The following is a 16,891-nucleotide window of genomic DNA, read 5'->3' on the forward strand; positions in this document are numbered from 1 at the left end:
CCCATTGCTCCCCTGCAAGGGGAGCAATTCACCGCGTCACTCCGCCGGATCATAGCCCAGCTTGCCGGTCGCGGGCGGCAGCGCGGGGCCGCCCGCTGGCCCCTCGATCACCGGCCCGCCCCGCTCGTCGCCCGGGGTGTAGGTCAACAGGCGCCGGCCAAGACGCGGCCCGATCCAGCGCTCTGCCCCCACCGCCAGGCTGAACGCCGCGGGCACGATCAACAGGGTCAGGATGGTCGACAGGGCCAGCCCGCCGATCACCGTCACGCCCATCGGGCTGCGCCACGATCCGTCGCCGCCCAGCGACAGCGCGGTCGGGACCATGCCCGCGACCATCGCCACCGTGGTCATGACGATCGGCTGAGCGCGCTTGTGGCCCGCATCCAGCACCGCCTCGCGGATCGGCACGCCCTTGGCGATCTCCTCCAGCGCGAAGTCGATCAGCAGGATCGAGTTCTTCGCGACGATGCCGAGCAGCATCAGCAGGCCGATATAGACCGGCAGCGACAGCGGATTGCCGGTGAAGTACAGCGCCAGCAACCCGCCCAGCGGCGCGAGCAGCAGCGAGGCCATGTTGACGAAGGGCGGCAGGAAGCGGCGATAGAGCAGCACCAGCACCGCAAAGACCATGAACACCGCCGAGATGATGGCCGTGAAGAAATTGGTCATCATCTCGTTTTGCATCTTGGCCTGGCCCAGCACCATCTCGCTGACCCCCATGGGCAGGCTCTTCATGATGGGCAGGTCATGAACCTTCTTCATCGCGTCGCCGCTGATGACGCCCTTGGCCAGGTCGGCGCCGACCGTGATCTGTCGCCGCTGGTTCACGCGGTCGATCTGGGTCGGCCCCGCGCCCAGGCCGATATCCGCCACGACGCTCAATGGCACCGAGCCGCCGGTCTGGGTCTGGACGGGCAGGTTCTGGATGGTCGACAGGCGGGCGCGGGCATTCTGGTCCAGCGCGACGCGGATCGGCACCTGACGGTCGGACAGCGAGAAGCGGGCCGAATTCTGGTCGATATCGCCCAGCGTCGCGATGCGGATCGCGCTCGACAGCGCCTGCGTCGTCACGCCCAGATTGGCCGCGAGGTCGAGGCGCGGGCGGATGACGATTTCGGGCCGGTCGAGATTGCCGACGATGCGCGGCGCGACCAGGCCGGGGACGGTCCCCATCTGCTCGACGATCTTGTTGGCGGTATCGCGCAGCACCGCCGGATCGTCGCCGCCCAGCGTGATGGTCAGGTCGCGGCCGCTCGATCCCCAGCCGAACTGCGACTGGAAGGACACGCGCGCATCGGGGATCGCCGCCAGCTCGGGCGCCAGCGACCGCTCGAAGTCGGTGCTCTTCATCGAGCGATCCTCCTTCAGCGTCGCGACCACGCGGCCATTGCCGACGCTGGTGCGCGAATAGACCGATTCGACATCGGGCTGCTTCTTCAGGAACGCGGCGACGCGGCGGACGACCTGGTCGGTCTGGGCCAGCGTCGTGCCCGGCACCATCTCGACCTTGGCGACCGCCTGGTCATTGTCCTGCGGCGGCTGGAAGGTCTTGGGGATGACCGCGAACATCACGACGGTCAGTGCGAAGGCGGCAAAGCCGATGCCGATCACCCACAGGCGATGGTCGCGGAACCGCCCGAAGAAGCGCCGCACGACCCCGCGCCGCACGCCGTCGGTCGGCCGGTCATAGCGCAGCGACCAGCGCAGCGTCGCCATATAGGCGTCCATCAGCCGCCCCTCGCCGTGACTGGCATGGCCCGCCGACTTCAGGAAATAGGCCGCGATCATTGGGGTGATCATGCGCGCCACCGCCAGGCTCATGAGGACCGAGACGACGACGGTCAGGCCGAAATTCTTGAAATACTGGCCCGGCACGCCCGGCATGATCGACACCGGCAGGAACACCGCGACGATCGCCATGGTGGTGCCCAGCACGGCCAGGCCGATCTCGTCCGCCGCGTCGATCGACGCCTGATAGGCGGATTTGCCCATGCGCATATGGCGCACGATATTCTCGATCTCCACGATCGCGTCGTCGACCAGCACGCCCGCCACCAGGCTGAGCGCCAGCAGCGTCATCTGGTTCAGCGTGAAGTCCAGCAGGTCCATGACCCAGAAGGTCGGGATCGCCGACAGCGGGATCGCCAGCGCCGAGATCACCGTCGCGCGCCAGTCGCGCAGGAACAGGAACACGACGATCACCGCCAGCACCGCGCCCTCGATCATCGCATGGATGGCGCTTTCATATTGCTGCTCGGTATATTTCACGCTGTTCGAGCGGAGGACGAACTTCACCTCCGGATTGCGCTTTTCCAGCGCCTTCAGCTTCTCCACCGCGCCATTATAGACGCTGACGTCCGAGGCGCCCTTGGCGCGCTGGAAGTCGAAGCTGATGACCTGCCGCCCGTCGACCGCCGCCTGCGAGCGCCGCTCGGCATAAAGGTCGCGCACCGTCGCGATGTCGGCCAGCCGCACGGTGCGACCGCCGCGCACGTTGATCTGGCTCTGGCCCAGGTCATAGGCGTTGCGCGCATTGCCCAGCACGCGGACCGCCTGCTCGGTCCCGGCAATCTCGGCGCGGCCACCCGCCGCATTCAGGTTGGTCATGCGCAGCTGTGCGTTGACCTCGCTGGCGGTCAGCCCCTGCGCCTGGAGCTTGAGCGGGTCGAGGATCACGCGGATTTCGCGCGTCACGCCGCCGTTGCGGATGACCTTGGAAAGGCCCGGCACCGACAACAGCTCCTTGGTGACGTTGTTGTCGATATACCAGCTGAGCTGTTCGGGCGTCATGTTGGACGCGACCGCCGAATAGCTGGCTAGGTCGTTATCGGTCGAATCGACGCGGATCACCTGCGGCTCGAGGATGCCGTCGGGCAGCATCGAGCGGATCTGGGTGATCGCATCGCGCGCATCGCTGACCGCGCGGTCGATCGGCGTGCCGATGTCGAGCTGGACCAGCGTCTGCGACTGGCCCTCGGTCACGGTCGAGGTGATCTGGTCGACGCCCTGGAGGTTCCGCAACGCCGCCTCGACCCGCTGGGTGACCTGCGTCTCCAGCTCGGTCGGCGCCGCACCCGGCTGGCTGACGACGACCACGACGATCGGGAAATCGATGTCGGGGTCATTGTTCACGTCCATCCGCATGAAGCTGACGATCCCCGCCAGCGTCAGCGCGACGAACAGGACGATTGGCGGAACGGGGTTCCGGATCGCCCAGGCGGAGATGTTGCGGAAACTCATGTCACTTGGCCTCCGGGCCGCCGAGGATCGGATGGACGAGTTGGCCCGCCGCCAGGAAGCCGCCCGCCGAGCGGACCACCCGCTCATTGCCGGTCAGGCCCGAGGCGATGGTCACGCCGTCGTCGGACACCTGCCCGATCTTGATGTCGCGCCGGGCGACCTTGTTGTCCGACCCCACGATATAGACGAAGCTGCCCTTGTCGTCGCTCTGGATCGCCGAGTCTGGCAGGACGGGGGCATGGCCCGCGCCGCCACGGATCGTCGCCGCCGCAAAGCCGCCGGGACGCAGCGCGGGGTCATAGGCCAGCGCGATACGCGCCACGCCCTGCCGCGTCTGCGGATCGATGACCGGCGACACCTGCCACACCTCGCCCTTGAAGGTCTTGTCGCCGCCGACCGGGGTGACGGTGGCGGGCGCCCCGACGGTCAGGCCGACCAGATCGGCCTCCGCCAGCTGTGCGCGCAGCTCCATCTGGCCGCCCATCGCCATGCGGAAGAGGACGCCCGAGCCCGAGCTGACGATCTGGCCGGGCTCGGCGGCGCGGGTCAGGATCAGCCCTTCGGCGGGCGCACGGATGTCGAGGCGGCCGTTGCGCGCCTGCGCTTCCCGGAACGTCGCCTGCGCGGCGCGGACGCGCGCGGCGGCGGCGTCGCGGGTGGCGGCGCGGCGCTGGAGATCGGCCTTGGAGATGAAGCCGCGATCGACCAGCTGCTGCGCACGGTCCAGCTCGGCCTGCGCGATCTGCTGATCAGACTGGGCGACCGCGACCTGCGCGTTGAGCGCCGAGGCGGTCTGGGTCTGGACCGAACGATCGACGGTCGCCAGCACCTGGCCTGCGCGGACCCACTGGCCCGGTTCGACCAGGACGCGGGTGATCATGCCCCCCTCGCCCGCGACGCCGACCGGCATCTCGCGACGCGCGGCCAGCGTGCCGGTGGCCGAGACCACCCGGCTGACCGCCTGCTGCCCCGGCACGACGACGGTGATGTTGGGCACCTGCGTCCCCGCACCGGCGGCGGAGGCCGCCTCATGCTTCTTGCCGCCGAGCATGTACCAGCCGCCCAGCGCCAGCACGATCACCACCAGGGCGATGGCGATCCAGCGCCCACGCCGCGCGGGCGCCGGTCCCTCCAGCCCCAGGTGCCGGCCGCCACCGATCGCCCCCGTCTCGTAATTCATGTTCGTCACCGATCCCCGATCCGCATCCTTCGTGCGCATTTTCACCCTTGGGATGCGCCATGACCCGCTGTGTTATAGAAATATAGCACCATGCTCAAGCGTCTTTGCGCGATACTGGATCAAGATGGCTCAAGAATGATTCCGGCGCGTTCATCGCACGTTTTGCCGAGCTTCGCCAAAGCTTTGCCAGCTTCAACCTGCATCAACGGGAGATGATGATGAACAAAATTCTGCTTGCCGCCGCACTGGCGCCCGCCGCGCTGATTCCGGGGGCCGCCTGGGCCCAGAGCGCGTCCGCGCCGACCACGGTCGAGCCGCTGGTCCCGGCGGCGGGTGCGGTCCTCGACGTCTCGGCCGAGGGGCGGACGAGCCGCGTCCCCGACCTGGCGACGATCCGCGCGGGCGTGGTCAGCCAGGGCGCGACCGCCGCCGCCGCGCTGTCCGACAATGCGCAGCGCATGGCGCGCGTGCTGGCGGCGGTGAAGCGCGCCGGGGTCGCCGATCGCGACATCCAGACCGCGACCGTGCAGTTGCAGCCGCAATATCGCTATGGCGAGAATGTCCCGCCGACCATCACCGGCTATCAGGCGACCAACACGCTCAGCATCCGCTTCCGCGACATTGCCAAATCGGGCAGCGTCCTCGACGCGCTGGTTGCGCAGGGCGCCAACCAGATTGACGGACCCAATCTGTCGATCGACAATCCCGATGCCGCGCTGAACGAGGCGCGCACCGATGCCATCCAGAAAGCCCGTGCGCGTGCCGAGCTTTATGCCAAGGCGGCGGGGCTGCGCGTCGCGCGGATCGTGTCGATCACCGAAAATGGCCAGGATGCGGGCGGCCCCGAGCGTCCGATGATGATGCAGGCGATGGCGCGCGACGCGGTGGCCAAGACCAGCATCGCCCCCGGCGAGCGCGACGTGACGGTCAATGTCTCGGTCCGCTTCCTGCTGAACTGAACGGACGACGCCCCCATGGCCGATCGGCTTGGGGGCGTCGCTCATTTCGCCGGAACGATCCCGGCGGCAAAAAACATATCTGATACGAGAAAGGCCGCCCGGTCGCCCGGACGGCCCATTCGTTCGTTCGCCCTGTGTCGGGAGCGATTAACGCACCCGGCCGCGACGAACCAGGTTCACGATCGCCAGCAGGACGACAGCGCCCAGCAGCGAAACCAGGAACGACGTCAGCGTCAGTCCGGCATTGTTGATCGAACCGCCCGCAAAGATCAGGCCGCCGATGAACGCACCGACCACACCGACGACGATGTTCAGGAAGATGCCCTGCTGGGCATCGGTACGCATGATGATGCTAGCCAGCCAGCCGATGACACCACCGACGATAAGCCACAGGATAATACCCATTGTCTTTCCCTCCGTTGGGCCCGCAAGCGGGACACGGGGTTTAGACGTGCGAATGGCGTTACTTGTTCCGTACCCGTATCATCAACTCGACGCAAAAATCGATTTGTCAATATTTCTGCTGGCGCTCGTAAAGGGTGCGATAATGCTGGATGCGGGTCACGCGCAGGCCCGGCATGCCCGACCGGTCGATCGCGCGCTGCCATCCCGCAAATTCCTCGACCGACAGGCCATAGCGGTCGCACACCTCGTCGACCGACAGCAATCCGCCGTTGACGGCCGCCACCACCTCCGCCTTGCGGCGGACCACCCAGCGGGTCGTGCTGGCCGGCGGCAAGGTTTCGAGCGTCAGCGGTTCGCCGAGCGGCCCGATTACCTTGGCAGGGCGGATCTTCTGGTTCTCGATCATCATGCAACCTCGTCGGGGCTCCCTACCCCATATCGTCTACCAGGGAATGGGTAACACAGGCCGTTGAACACGGCTTAAAACCAACCGGTTAATTCTTCATTTACCCTGACTCCATTCGGCAAGAGCCCGTGCCATCGCCCCGTTGAACGCCCCATCCAGCGGGGCGAACAGCGCGGGATCGACCGGCTCGCGGGTAAAGCCCGCCTGCACTGCGGCCGTATGACTGGCCGCCTGCCGCGCGGTCGCGCCGACCATCAGCACCGCCAGATCGGGCGGCAACACCGTCAGTTCGGTATCCCGATCGAATCTGTTGAAGCTGAGATCCAAAAGCGCCATCCATATTGTGGGTCGGCCCTCCTGTTACTGGACGGGTATGAAAGCCGGGTAAAGGCCCATCGCATTGGCCCCGTTTTTCAGGCCGCTGTCACCCCTTTCTCCATCGGCCGCCCCGATTTTTTGCATGCCCGGCCGGAAAGGCGTATGGGAGCGCGATGGAGCAGATGGTGGATTTCCAGCTTGGGGGCGATCCCCGGGCGCGTCGGATCGTGGTGGCGATGTCGGGCGGGGTCGACAGTTCGGTCGTCGCCGCGCTGGCCCATGCCACGGGGGCCGAGACGATCGGCGTCACCCTCCAGCTCTACGATCATGGCGAGGCGGTCGGCCGCGCCGGGGCCTGTTGCGCGGGCCGCGACATCCGCGACGCGCGCGCGGTGTGCGACCGGCTGGGCATCGCGCATTACGTCTTCGACCATGAGAACAGCTTCCGCACCCAGGTGGTCGATCGCTTCGCCGACGAATATCTGGCCGGGCGCACCCCGATCCCTTGCGTCCAGTGCAATATGGGGCCGAAATTCACCGACCTGCTCGCCCTCGCGCGCGATCTGGGCGCCGACTGCCTGGCGACCGGCCATTATGTCCGCCGGGTCGAAGGCGCGAGCGGCGCGGAGCTGCATCGCGGGGCCGATCCGGCGCGCGACCAGAGCTATTTCCTGTTCGCCACCACCCAGGCGCAGCTGGATTTCCTGCGCTTCCCGCTCGGCGCGCTGCCCAAGTCGCGGGTGCGCGAGCTCGCGGCCGAACTGGGCCTCGGCGTCGCGGCCAAGCCCGACAGCCAGGATATCTGCTTCGTCCCCGACGGCGATTATGCGGGCCTGGTCCGCAAGCTGCGCCCCGAGGCCGATACGCGCGGCGACATCGTCGACCTGTCGGGCACCAAGCTGGGCGAGCATCGCGGCCTGATCCACTATACGGTCGGCCAGCGGCGCGGGCTGGAGATCGGCGGCAGCCCCGAGCCGCTCTATGTCGTCCGGCTGGAGCCCGACACCCGGCGCGTCGTCGTCGGCCCGCGCGCGGCGCTGGCGGTGGAGGCGGCGCGGCTCAGCGCGATGAACATCCTCGGCCCGCTCGACGGCCCGCTCTTCGCCAAGGTCCGCTCGATGGCCAAGCCGGTGCCCGCGCGCATGGTCGGCGACCGGCTGGTCTTCGACGCGCCCGAATATGGCGTGTCGCCGGGCCAGGCCGCGGTGCTGTACGACGGCGACCGGGTGCTCGGCGGCGGCTGGATCGCCGAGACCGAGGCGGCACGCATCGCCGCCTGACGCGTTTATCGGGTCATGACCGGGCCAAGCATCGAAGACCTCCGCCGCCAGATGGACGCCGCCGCCGAACGCCTCGACTTCGAAGAGGCGCGGGCGCTTCGCGACCGGATCAACCTGCTGCGCGGCGGGGCGGAGGATATCAGCGTCGACACCAGCGGCCTGACCCGCCAGCAACCCGGCGCGATGGGCCTGGGCACCAGCCAGTCCCGCCCCGAACGCCCCAAAGACTGGGTGCCGCCCAAAAAGCCCGACCCGATGACCAAAGGACGCGGGCGGCGACAGGGTTGAGGGCTGGCGGGGCGGACCATCTCCAGCCTGCCCGACATCCGCCTTCCCTCAATCCGTCAAACCGGCCGCAAGCCACGGGATCGCCCGGTTCCGCTTGTCGCGCCGCACGGGCGAACATATATCGAACACATGGCGCAACTCGACACCCGTGAGAAGCTGGCGATCCTGGCGGATGCCGCGAAATACGATGCCTCCTGCGCCTCGTCGGGCACGTCCAAGCGCAACAGCCGCGATGGCAAGGGGATCGGCTCGACCGAGGGCATGGGCATCTGCCACGCCTATGCGCCCGATGGCCGGTGCATCTCGCTGCTCAAGATCCTGCTGACCAACAGCTGCATCTTCGACTGCCATTATTGCATCAACCGCAAATCCTCCAATGTCCGCCGCGCGCGGTTCACCGCGCAGGAGGTGGTGAACCTCACCCTCGCCTTCTACCGGCGCAATTATATCGAGGGGCTGTTCCTCTCGTCGGGCATCATCAAATCGTCCGACTATACGATGGAGCAAATCGTCGAGGTGGCGCGGAGCCTGCGCGAGGATCATGGCTTTCGCGGCTATATCCATCTGAAGACCATTCCCGACGCCGATCCCGAACTGGTGCGGCTGGCGGGGGTCCATGCCGACCGCGTGTCGATCAATGTCGAGCTGCCGACCGTGGGCGGGCTCCGCCGCCTCGCGCCCGAAAAGGATGCCGCTCGGATCGAAGGCGCGATGGCCGATGTGAAGACCGCGATCGAGGACCGGGCGGACGCCTCCAAACGCTACAAGTCCGCCCCCGGCTTCGCGCCCGCCGGCCAGTCGACGCAGATGATCGTCGGTGCCGATGCCGCCACCGACCGCGACATCGTCGGGCGCGCGGCGACGCTCTACGACCGCTTCCGCCTGCGCCGCGTCTATTATTCGGCGTTCAGCCCGATCCCCGACGCCTCGGCCGTCCTGCCGCTCCAGCGCCCGCCGCTGATGCGCGAGCACCGGCTATACCAGTCCGACTGGCTGATGCGCTTCTACGACTATCGCCCCCATGAGGTGGCCGCCGCCGCCGACGAGGCGACGGGCATGCTGCCGCTGGATATCGATCCCAAGCTCGCCTGGGCGCTCAAATTCCGCCAGCATTTCCCGGTCGATGTGAACCGCGCCCCGCGCGAGATGCTGCTGCGCGTGCCGGGGCTGGGGGTGAAGGCGGTGGACCGGATCATCGCCACCCGCCAGTGGCGCAGGCTGCGGCTGGAGGATGTCGGGCGGCTGACCGTCTCGATCGCCAAGCTGCGCCCCTTCCTGATCGCCGAGGACTGGCGCCCGGTCGCGCTGGCCGAGCGGGCGGACCTGAAGCCGCTGGTCAAGCCGCGCGGCAAGCAGCTCGAACTCTTCGGCTGAGTGAGAGTGATTCGCGGGTGAAACGCGCGTCGCGTTTCGCCGTTGGTCGCGCGAAGGAGACAGGGCCATGGCCACCGCCGACATCTATGCCGATCTGAAGCGCGACCACGACAAGCAGCGGGAAATGCTCAAGGAACTCGCCGAGCTGAAGGGCGACGGAGCCAAGCGCAAGAAGCTGTTCGAGGCGTTCCGCATCGAGATCCAGAGCCACGCCGCCGCCGAGGAGGAGTCGCTCTATGCCACCATGCTGGGCGAACCCGAACTGCGCGACGATGCCCGCCATTCGGTGTCCGAGCATAAGGAGATCGACGATCTGCTCGGCGAGATGATGGACCTCGACTTCGCCTCTGACGAGTGGGAATCCAAATTCTTCCACATGCGCCATCGCTATGAGCATCATATCGACGAGGAAGAGGAAGAGATGTTCCCGGCCGCCGAAAAGGAACTGGACGACGCGACCGAGAAAAAGCTCGCCGAAATCTACGAGGAGCGCAAACCCATCGAAGCGAAGGAGGCCAAGGCCAATCCGCCGGGCGGAGACGAGCGCGATTGATTCTAACGATTCGCCAATTCCTCCCCTTTAAGGGGAGGTGGCAGGCCGAAGGCCTGACGGAGGGGTGTAACCGGTCGCAAACGAAGCCCGTGCTGGCCGGCGGTTACACCCCTCCACCAGCTTCGCTGGTCCCCCTCCCCTTGCAGGGGAGGAAAGTCGCAAACTCATGCGCATCATAACTCTCTCTGCTCCCGATGATTTCGACGCGTGGCGGGACGCGGCGCGTGGCCTGATCGCCGACGCCGTGCCGCCCGATCAGGTCGTCTGGCAGGTCGACGAGCAGACCGCCGACCTGTTCGGTGCCGTCGCAGAGGAAAGGCCGACCAGCCCCGCGCCGCGCTTCACGGTCGCGCGCGGCTTCATCGACCTCGCGCGCAGCGTCATTCTGTCGAACGATCCGGAGCGTTTCGCGCTGCTCCACACCGCGCTCGACCGGCTGCGACGGCAACCCCGGCTGATCGAGGATCAGGCCGATCCGCTGGTCCGGCGGCTCGACCGGCTCGCCAAGGCGGTGCGGCGCGACATCCACAAGATGCGCGCCTTCCTGCGCTTTCGCGAGACCGAGGATGACGACGGCCCGCGCTATGTCGCCTGGTTCGAGCCCGAGCATCATATCGTGCGCGCCAATGCGGCCTTCTTCGTCAACCGCTTCACGACGATGCGCTGGTCGATCCTGACGCCGGAGGTGTCGCTCCACTGGGACGGCAAGACGCTCGCCGAGGGGCCAGGCGCCAGCAAGGCCGACGCGCCCGAGGGCGATCCGACCGAGGCGGTGTGGAAGACCTATTATGCCAGCATCTTCAACCCCGCGCGCGTGAAGATCGGCGCGATGTTGAAGGAGATGCCGCGCAAATACTGGAAAAACATGCCGGAAACCGCGTTGGTCCCGCAACTGATTGCAGGCGCGCAGGCACGGGAGACGGGCATGATCGACACCGCCAGGGTGGATGTACGGACCGGACGCGGCGGCAATGCGCAGGCGGCCTGGGCGGCGCTACGCGACGAGGCGATGGGCTGCACCCGCTGCCCGCTTTACGCCCCCGCCACCCAGACGGTGTTCGGCGAAGGTCCGGTCGACGCGCCCCTGATGTTCGTCGGCGAGCAGCCGGGCGATCAGGAGGACCTGGCGGGCCGCCCCTTTGTCGGTCCTGCCGGACAGGTGTTCGACCGCGCGGTGGCGGAGGCGGGGATCGACCGCGCGCGGGCCTATGTCACCAACGCGGTCAAGCATTTCAAGTTCGAGCCGCGCGGCAAGCGGCGTATCCACAGCTCGCCTAATGCGGGGGAGATCCAGGCGTGCCGCTGGTGGGTCGAGCAGGAACGCCTGCTGATCCAGCCGCAGGTGACGGTCGCGCTGGGCGCGACGGCGGCACGCTCGCTGTTCGGCAAGGTGATGACGATCGGACGCGAACGCGGCAAGGCGCTGACCCTGCCCGATGGCGGAACCGCGTTCATCACCGTCCACCCCAGCTATCTGCTCCGCCTGCCCGATCCGGCGGCGAAGGAGGTCGAATATGCGCGGTTCGTGGAGGATCTGAGGCTGGCGGCAGGGGCCATTGCCTAGGTCAGAATAGCGTGCCACCCATGCTCCCTGATGATAGAGGAACGGATGGCGTCTTCATCGCTCGAACAGCTTTGGTCATTCCTCTGGACGAGACGTTTTACCGATCACGAAGCGCGACTGCGTTTCGAGCTGGGCGGGGACATATGGGGTGCCGACCATTACCCGATCCCCCGCTTCCTCCAGGCACTCCATCGTGCCACAGCGATTGCCGACGTGCTTTTCCCAAACGGCTGCCACGCGGTGGTCGCCTCGATCGAGGGTTCGACACAACCGGAAGACTTGCACGACGAATGGCGCGAGGACGGTTTTTCGCGTTTGCAGGCAAGCGGGTTTTCGGCGGCCTACATGAGCGAGTGGCAGAGCATAATCTATCCGGACGATTCTGATGACGCCTATTGCTGGACCCTTCGCGGTTGTCGGTTGGGCGACGACAGGATCGCACGCGACTGCCTGATCTGGCACGGCATCGCGGCGGAAATGCCAATATCGCCTAGTGCGCCGGTCGTTGCATTCCTGCTCGATCCCGATGCAGGTACGATGCTCCATATTTATGATGATCGCGGCATGGACGTCATGGCGTGCGACGCCGTAAAGCTGAGCAGGTTGCAATCAACCCATGCGAGTTGGCTTCTCGAGGATGACCGCACGGCTATGGGCAGGCTGTTCGATCCAAGCTGACCATTCCCATGCGGCGGCCGCTGCTACATCTCCCGCGGGTCCGGCCCGATCCGCCCCTCGGCATCGTCCAGCGCATCGATCGCGGCCATGTCCTCGTCGTCCAGCGTCAGTTCGGTCGCGGCGAAATTGTCCGCCATGTGCGCCGCATCCGCCGCCTTGGGAATCACCGAGAGGCCATGCGCCAGATGCCAGGCGAGCACCACCTGCGCCGCCGAGCGGCCATGCTTGTCCGCAATGGCGACGATCTCGGGCGTCTTCAGCAGTTCGCCGCCCTGCCCCAGCGGGCTCCAGCTCTGGGTCACGATGCCCTTGGCCTGGTGATAGGCGCGCGCCTCGCGTTGCTGGAAGCGGGGGTGGAGTTCGATCTGGTTGACCGCGGGCACCACGCCCGTCGCCTCCATGATGCGGTCGAGATGCTCGGGCAGGAAGTTCGACACGCCGATCGACCTGGCCTTGCCCGCCTCGCGAAGCGCGATCAGGCTTTGCCATGCCTCGACATAGGCGTCCTCGGCGGGGACCGGCCAGTGGATCAGATAGAGGTCGACCGCCTCGACGCCGAGCAGCGACAGGCTCTCGTCCAGCGCCGCTTCGGCATCGCGGTGGCGGTCGTTCCACAGCTTGGTGGTCAGGAACACGTCCGCATCGCGAAGGCCGTCGCCCACGCCGCGCTCATTGCCATAAAGGGCGGCGGTGTCGACCAAACGATAGCCGGTATCGAGCCCGCGCCGCACCACCAGCGCGACCTGCGAATCCGGGATCTGATAGGTGCCCAGCCCGATTTGCGGCATGGTGCGATCGTCGTTCAGGGTCAACATCGTCATGCGTCCCAAACCGGCCGCACGCCCATGCGGTTCCGATTGACCCTGCCCCGCCAATCGCGCAAGTCGCTGGCCCCATGGTCGAACAACTTCTTTCCGCACTGGCGAGCTTCGCCATCTGGGTCATCTCGTCGGGCGGCTATCTGGGCATCATGCTGCTGATGGCGATCGAGAGCGCGTGCATTCCGCTGCCCTCCGAGATCATCATGCCCTTTGCCGGCTATCTGGTGTCGACCGGCCAGTTCAACCTCTATCTCGCCGCGACGGCGGGGGCGCTGGGGTGCAATCTGGGCTCGATCGTCGCCTATGAGATCGGCAAGCGCGGCGGGCGGCCGGTTGCCGAGCGTTGGGGCAAATATCTCCTGATCGGGCCGGGCGAGCTGGACGCGGCGGACCGGTTCTTCGCGCGATACGGCTCGATCGCGGTGATGATCGGGCGGCTGTTGCCGGTGATTCGCACCTTCATCGCCTTTCCGGCGGGGGTGGCGCGGATGCCGCTCGTGCCGTTCCACCTTTATACCTTCCTCGGCAGCTGGCCCTTCTGCCTGGTCCTCGCGATCGTCGGGCGCGAGCTGGGCGAGAAATGGGATTCGGACCCGCGCGTGAAGGCGTTCTTCCACCGGGCCGATCTGGCGATCGGGATCGTGCTGGTCCTGCTGGTCGGCTTCTATGTCTGGCACCGGGTGCGCGGGCTGAAGCGCGCGCAGGACTGAACCAGCCACAGGGCGAGTGGGACCGCGACCGCCGCCCATAGATAAAGGCCGTTCCAGCTCGTCCATCCCCACCATTCGGAGGGGATGGTGCGCAGATCGCCGAAGCGGAACCGCAGCTGGATCACCGCCTGCCACCAGGCCCAGCGATAGCCGGGCGGCGCGAAGATCTCCGCCGCCGCGATGGTCAGGTTGATCGCGACCGAACCGAGCAGCAGCATCGCCAGCCCGACGCGCTGCCACCCGGCCCGCGCCATCGCCCAGACCGGCGCCAGCCCCAGCGCCGCCACGCCCGCCAGCGGCATCGCATGGCGCGGCCCGGTGGCATTGCCGCCATCCCAATAGACATAGGCCGCGTTGACCAGTAGCGCGACGACCGCCACCCCGGCCGCCGTCAGCGCGATCCCGCGCGTCGCCCGCTCCTCCCCCAGCCGCCACAGGCCGACCGGCGCGACCAGCAGCACCGGCGCCACCCAGAACAGCCCGCGCATCGGCCCGACCAGAATCTCGCGCAGCACCGCCAAGCGCGGCACGGTCAGCCCGAACAGCCCCTGATTCATCCCCTCGAACCCGACCACGCCCGAATAGCCGATGCGGAACAGCGTCCCGAAGGCGAAGAGATTATAGGCGGCAAGCGGCAACAGCCCCGCCACCCCCGCGACGATCAACGGCAGCAGCGCCTTGGGCGTCGCGCGATACTTCCACACCGCCCACAGCCCGATGACCGATCCCGCCAGCACCGCCTGATACTCGACCACCACCGCCCAGCCGAGCGCCAGCCCCGCCACCGCCATCCACCGTCCGCCGCCACGCGCAACCCCGGCCAAAGCGATGACGAACAACGCCGCGACCGCCGCATGGCCCAGCAAGGTGGTGGAATAGCCCCAGATCGGCGTCCCCAGCGCATAGCCCAGCGCCGCGAACAGCGCTGCCCCCGCGCCGCCGGTCAGCGTCAGCGCCAGATCGAACAGCAGCACCGCCGCGATGGCGGTCAGCAGCGCCGATCCGGTCGCCGCCGCCACCCGCGTACGCAGCTTCAGATAGGCGACGAAGCCGGGATCGACCGAACTCGGTAAATGCCGCCCCGCACGGTCGCCGGTGACGAGGTCGGTGATCGCCACGGCGGGCAAGGCCATCAGGGTCATGCCCGGTGCCTTGTCGAGATAGGCATGGGCGCCGAACTGCGCCTTGTCGATGGTCAGCGGCGCGAAGGGATCGATGGTCGCGGTGCCGTTCTCGACCATGCGGATCGCGGCGAACAGCCGGGTGGCGTTGTTGGGATTGAACTCCCACGACCCAAACCAGGCACAGCTCAGCCAGACCAGCAGGAACAGGCCGATCCGAATCCTCCCCAAGCCCTGCGTCCGCGCCATATCGTCTCCGCCGCCTGTCGTGGTCGGGCGGTATCGGGGCCGCGCGTGTCGGGCAAGCGTCGTTACGATCCAGGCCCAATCGGCAGCGAGGTGGTCGACTTGATCTCCGACAGCGCGACGGTGGAGTTGATTTCCTGCACCCCCGGCAGGTTGGACAGGCGTTCGAAGAACAGCCGTTCATAGGATTCGATGTCGGCCGCCACGATGCGCAGCATGAAGTCGACCGACCCCATCAGCACATGGCATTCCATCACCTCGGGCACCTCGCGGATCGCGGCGGCGAACTCGTCCAGATTGGCCCGGCCATGCGCGTTGAGCTTCACCTGCGCGAAGATCTGCGCCTTCAGCCCGACCTTGGCCCGGTCGACCAGCGCGACGCGCCGCTTGATGATCCCCTCCCGCTCCAGCCGGTCGATCCGGCGCCAGCAGGGCGACGCCGACAGGCCGACCGCCTCGGCGATGGCGGCGGTGGACAGGCTGGCATCCTCCTGAAGCAATGCGAGGATGCGTCGTTCCCAGATATCGAGGTCGTGCGGCATAACCATTCCAATAAATCGCTTTATTGGGTCAATTCAACCGATCTTTCGCGTCGAGACCCCCAAGATGGACCAGAAACACTCGGCCAAGCCCGCTAGATTGCTTTCCAACAGATCAAGGGAAGACCAACATGTCGCGCACCGCACCAGACGCCCAAAGCCTGCCCCCCGAAGAGGTGGTGTCGTTCCACGACGCCGACACGGGGGCGAGCGGGGTCATCGTCCTCCATTCGACCGCGCTGGGCCCGGCGGCGGGCGGGTGCCGCGCCTGGCATTATGCCAGCGACCGCGCGGCGACCGTCGATGCGCTGCGCCTGGCCGAAGGAATGGCGCTGAAGAATGCGCTGGCCGACCTGCCCTTTGGCGGAGGCAAGGCCGTCATCCGGTTGCCGCAGGGCGATTTCGACCGGGTGGCGCTGTTCCGCGCCTTTGGACGGACGGTGCGCGAGTTGAAGGGACGCTATGTCACCGCCGAGGATGTCGGCACCTCGGTCGAGGATATGGGCATGGTCGCCCGGGAAACGCGCCACGTCGCCGGGCTTCCGGCGAGCGGCGGGCGGCCGGGCGGCGATCCCTCGCCCTGGACCGCGCTGGGCGTCGCACAGGCGATGCAGGTCGCGGTCCGGCACCGGCTGGGCGCGGAGCTGTCCGACGTGACCGTCGCGGTGCAGGGGCTGGGGCATGTCGGCTATGCGCTGTGCGAATTGCTGCACGAAATGGGTGCGCGGCTGATCGTCGCCGAACCGCGCAGCGAGGTGGCGGCGCGCGCCGCCGATCGCTTCGGCGCGATGGTGATGAGCAGCCGCGCGCTGCTGTCCGCGCGGGTCGATGTGCTGGCGCCTTGCGCGCTGGGGGCGGTGCTCGATGCCGAAACCGTGGCGGGGCTGCGCGCCAGCGTGGTGTGCGGCGCGGCGAACAACCAGCTGGCCAGCGAGGACATGGCCGACCGACTGGCCGAGCGCGACATCCTCTATGCCCCCGACTTCCTGGTCAATGCCGGGGGGATCATCAATGTCGCGGGCGAATATCTCGGCTGGCGCGCGCCCGACGTGCGCAAGCGGGTACAGGGCATCGCGCTGCGGATGGAGGAGACGCTGGCCCGCGCGGCGCGCGACGGCGCCACCCCGCATCATGCCGCCCGCGCCATCGCGCAGGACCGCATCGCCCACGCCCCGCGCCAGGCGGTCGCGGCGTGACGATCGGGGGCGT

The 16,891-nt window shown here is 67.4% G+C and carries 17 protein-coding genes; 9 read left to right on the forward strand and 8 right to left on the reverse strand.

The annotated features are described in order from the left end of the window. Positions 1 to 36: 36 nt before the first annotated feature. A complete protein-coding gene (locus tag QE385_RS08115; protein ID WP_307100760.1) occupies positions 37 to 3,240 on the reverse strand; it encodes an efflux RND transporter permease subunit in 3,204 nt (1,067 codons plus the stop codon). 1 nt (position 3,241) lies between these two features. Then, complete coding sequence (locus tag QE385_RS08120; protein ID WP_307104627.1) at positions 3,242 to 4,420, reverse strand: efflux RND transporter periplasmic adaptor subunit; 1,179 nt, start codon at positions 4,418 to 4,420, stop codon at positions 3,242 to 3,244. A 215-nt stretch (positions 4,421 to 4,635) separates the two neighbouring features. Here QE385_RS08120 and QE385_RS08125 point away from each other — a divergent pair, with 215 nt between their 5' ends. Further along, complete coding sequence (locus QE385_RS08125) at positions 4,636 to 5,379, forward strand: SIMPL domain-containing protein (protein ID WP_307100762.1); 744 nt, start codon at positions 4,636 to 4,638, stop codon at positions 5,377 to 5,379. A gap of 147 nt (positions 5,380 to 5,526) precedes the next feature. On the opposite strand, the gene QE385_RS08130 is transcribed toward QE385_RS08125, so the two are convergent. The 3 genes from QE385_RS08130 to QE385_RS08140 form a co-directional block, all read right to left on the reverse strand. Beyond that, on the reverse strand, positions 5,527 to 5,784 hold the full coding sequence (locus tag QE385_RS08130; protein ID WP_042483991.1) for a GlsB/YeaQ/YmgE family stress response membrane protein: 258 nt from the start codon (positions 5,782 to 5,784) through the stop codon (positions 5,527 to 5,529). Between the two features lie 106 nt (positions 5,785 to 5,890). Next, on the reverse strand, positions 5,891 to 6,190 hold the full coding sequence (locus QE385_RS08135) for a DUF1153 domain-containing protein (protein WP_307104629.1): 300 nt from the start codon (positions 6,188 to 6,190) through the stop codon (positions 5,891 to 5,893). 96 nt (positions 6,191 to 6,286) lie between these two features. Next, complete coding sequence (locus tag QE385_RS08140; RefSeq protein ID WP_307100764.1) at positions 6,287 to 6,517, reverse strand: hypothetical protein; 231 nt, start codon at positions 6,515 to 6,517, stop codon at positions 6,287 to 6,289. A gap of 173 nt (positions 6,518 to 6,690) precedes the next feature. Here QE385_RS08140 and mnmA point away from each other — a divergent pair, with 173 nt between their 5' ends. The 6 genes from mnmA (at position 6,691) to QE385_RS08170 (ending at position 12,245) form a co-directional block, all read left to right on the forward strand. Further along, positions 6,691 to 7,788, forward strand: a complete 1,098-nt coding sequence (mnmA, locus tag QE385_RS08145) for a tRNA 2-thiouridine(34) synthase MnmA (protein ID WP_307104631.1) — start codon at positions 6,691 to 6,693, stop codon at positions 7,786 to 7,788. Positions 7,789 to 7,803: 15 nt separating this feature from the next. Next, on the forward strand, positions 7,804 to 8,076 hold the full coding sequence (locus QE385_RS08150; protein ID WP_307100766.1) for a UvrB/UvrC motif-containing protein: 273 nt from the start codon (positions 7,804 to 7,806) through the stop codon (positions 8,074 to 8,076). A gap of 129 nt (positions 8,077 to 8,205) precedes the next feature. Beyond that, complete coding sequence (locus tag QE385_RS08155) at positions 8,206 to 9,450, forward strand: putative DNA modification/repair radical SAM protein (protein ID WP_307100769.1); 1,245 nt, start codon at positions 8,206 to 8,208, stop codon at positions 9,448 to 9,450. A 67-nt stretch (positions 9,451 to 9,517) separates the two neighbouring features. Further along, positions 9,518 to 10,003 carry a hemerythrin domain-containing protein gene (locus tag QE385_RS08160; RefSeq protein ID WP_307100770.1) on the forward strand — a complete coding sequence of 162 codons (486 nt, stop codon included), beginning with the start codon at positions 9,518 to 9,520 and terminating at the stop codon, positions 10,001 to 10,003. A 166-nt stretch (positions 10,004 to 10,169) separates the two neighbouring features. Beyond that, entirely contained in the window at positions 10,170 to 11,567 is a 1,398-nt protein-coding gene (locus tag QE385_RS08165) for a UdgX family uracil-DNA binding protein (protein WP_307100773.1), read from the forward strand. A 45-nt stretch (positions 11,568 to 11,612) separates the two neighbouring features. Beyond that, positions 11,613 to 12,245 carry a DUF3885 domain-containing protein gene (locus tag QE385_RS08170; protein ID WP_307100775.1) on the forward strand — a complete coding sequence of 211 codons (633 nt, stop codon included), beginning with the start codon at positions 11,613 to 11,615 and terminating at the stop codon, positions 12,243 to 12,245. Between the two features lie 23 nt (positions 12,246 to 12,268). Here QE385_RS08170 and QE385_RS08175 read toward each other — a convergent pair whose 3' ends face one another. Continuing rightward, positions 12,269 to 13,066 (reverse strand): aldo/keto reductase, encoded by a 798-nt coding sequence (locus QE385_RS08175; protein WP_307100776.1) that lies wholly within the window; start codon positions 13,064 to 13,066, stop codon positions 12,269 to 12,271. A 74-nt stretch (positions 13,067 to 13,140) separates the two neighbouring features. Here QE385_RS08175 and QE385_RS08180 point away from each other — a divergent pair, with 74 nt between their 5' ends. Then, positions 13,141 to 13,776, forward strand: a complete 636-nt coding sequence (locus QE385_RS08180; protein ID WP_307100779.1) for a DedA family protein — start codon at positions 13,141 to 13,143, stop codon at positions 13,774 to 13,776. Here the strand turns inward: QE385_RS08180 and QE385_RS08185 are convergent. Continuing rightward, complete coding sequence (locus QE385_RS08185; RefSeq protein WP_307100781.1) at positions 13,731 to 15,146, reverse strand: hypothetical protein; 1,416 nt, start codon at positions 15,144 to 15,146, stop codon at positions 13,731 to 13,733. The two genes, QE385_RS08180 and QE385_RS08185, sit on opposite strands and share 46 nt — an antisense overlap. Positions 15,147 to 15,208: 62 nt before the next feature. Next, positions 15,209 to 15,685: an Lrp/AsnC family transcriptional regulator gene (locus tag QE385_RS08190; protein ID WP_307100783.1), complete on the reverse strand. Its 477-nt coding sequence runs from the start codon at positions 15,683 to 15,685 to the stop codon at positions 15,209 to 15,211. Positions 15,686 to 15,813: 128 nt separating this feature from the next. On the opposite strand from QE385_RS08190, the gene QE385_RS08195 reads away from it, so the two are divergent. Then, positions 15,814 to 16,878: a Glu/Leu/Phe/Val dehydrogenase gene (locus tag QE385_RS08195; RefSeq protein WP_307100785.1), complete on the forward strand. Its 1,065-nt coding sequence runs from the start codon at positions 15,814 to 15,816 to the stop codon at positions 16,876 to 16,878. The last annotated feature ends 13 nt before the right edge of the window (positions 16,879 to 16,891 follow it).

Origin of the sequence: Sphingomonas sp. SORGH_AS_0950 (genome assembly GCF_030818415.1) — a bacterium.
Taxonomy (GTDB): domain Bacteria; phylum Pseudomonadota; class Alphaproteobacteria; order Sphingomonadales; family Sphingomonadaceae; genus Sphingomonas.